This is a genomic window from Flavobacterium branchiophilum NBRC 15030 = ATCC 35035 (assembly GCF_002217205.1).
In the GTDB taxonomy this organism is placed as follows: Bacteria; Bacteroidota; Bacteroidia; order Flavobacteriales; family Flavobacteriaceae; genus Flavobacterium; species Flavobacterium branchiophilum.
In genome coordinates this window covers 1-1,428 of the sequence record NZ_MUGT01000235.1, presented here as the reverse complement: position 1 = coordinate 1,428, position 1,428 = coordinate 1, and the positions used below count along the sequence as shown (strand labels likewise).

Sequence of the window (1,428 nt, the reverse complement as noted above, 5' to 3'; positions counted from 1 at the left end):
ACCGAGCAATTGCTCGGTTTTTTTTCTAATTATATATTTTTATTTAGTCATTACAACTTTCCATTGTCCGTCTGTATTCGTCAACATAATTTTATTTGTATAACTTTCCCCATTAGTATAATTTAATGTTTCATCTAAAACATAAAGATTATTATCTATTTCACTTAAGCTCGAAAAAACTCTTTTAACATCGTTAAAATTTGGATATCCATTATTTTGAATATGTTCTATAAGTGATAATCTTAATAACTCTGATGTTTCCTGTATTAGCTCTCTTGTTAATAATATAGAATTATTTTGCAACATTAATTTTGCTTCTGTTTCAAAATCTTTTGATGCAATTACATTTTCTAAATCTTTATTGCTGTAAGCTTTTTCTAATGATATTATTGCTTCTTCTGGAGTGTTATATATGTATTCCATATACTTAAATTTAATTTGTTATTTACTATTAGGATCAGGTTTCGGTTTCGGATCAGGTTTTGGTAAGTCAGGTTTTCTTACTGCTGTATTATCTATGGCTGTTTTGGTTTTTAAAATGTCATTAACTTTTGTATCAGGATTGTTTTTGATAGTTTGTTTTAACTCATTTGTCAAATTTCTAATAAAGTTTAAAGCATCTTTTGGCGTAGCTCCTTCATTAGCCTTAGCAAATTCAGTAATTTTCTCAAGTACACCTTTATTATAATTAGGATGATTTCCGTGCTGCCCTTCTCCAGTTACTTTACTAAATTTTTCTAAAGGTACTTTATTTTCAGCACCTTCAAACTTAAATCCTTCATCCCTTGCGGCTTTTACTACATCATTTCCTTTTACCCCTCGTGGTATAAGGTGATGTATTTCTGTTTTACCTCCAACAGTTTCTGATGTTTTTGCTCCTACTTCTATGGAAGTTTTCGCAATATTGGTCATTGTACCAGTAAGAGGTGGCGTATTTGTTGTTTCTAACATTACACCTGCCATAGGACCCCAAAGCGGACCTAATTCACAGCCCTCAAGCTCTCTACCCATACCAATTTTGTTTTCAGCAAACGCATATGGTGAATTATAAATATAATCTTCCGCCAACGGGTCAATACTCATAAACCGTCCAATAGCATAATCATAATTTCTCCACTTAAAGCTGTCCCAGTTAAGCCCTAGCTCATCTTGACGTTCTTGTCCTTGGTACTTATACTTATAAGAACTTACACAATTTTCGCAAGTGTTAAGGCTAATACTACCATTCAATTTGCCATATCCCCTCAACGACATATTGTAATTCTTATGTTTCATTCCAAAAGCGTAGTAATTATTTTCTTCCGTTATTTTCAAAACGCCCGAAACAGGGTCTTTGCCATAACTCATTCTTACATTACCCAAATGGTCTGTATAGTTAAACACATAATTAAAAGCACCAGCCGTATGCTTAACATACCCCTCGGCATG

The 1,428-nt window shown here is 32.7% G+C and carries 2 protein-coding genes; both read right to left on the bottom strand.

Annotation, left to right across the window (positions count from 1 at the left end; genetic code table 11):
• Window positions 1-39: 39 nt before the first annotated feature.
• Window positions 40-423 (bottom strand): hypothetical protein, encoded by a 384-nt coding sequence (locus B0A58_RS16120; protein WP_089081881.1) that lies wholly within the window; start codon window positions 421-423, stop codon window positions 40-42.
• 18 nt (window positions 424-441) lie between these two features.
• On the bottom strand, window positions 442-1,428 hold a 987-nt coding region (locus B0A58_RS16605), incomplete at its 5' end, for an RHS repeat-associated core domain-containing protein (protein WP_207758875.1).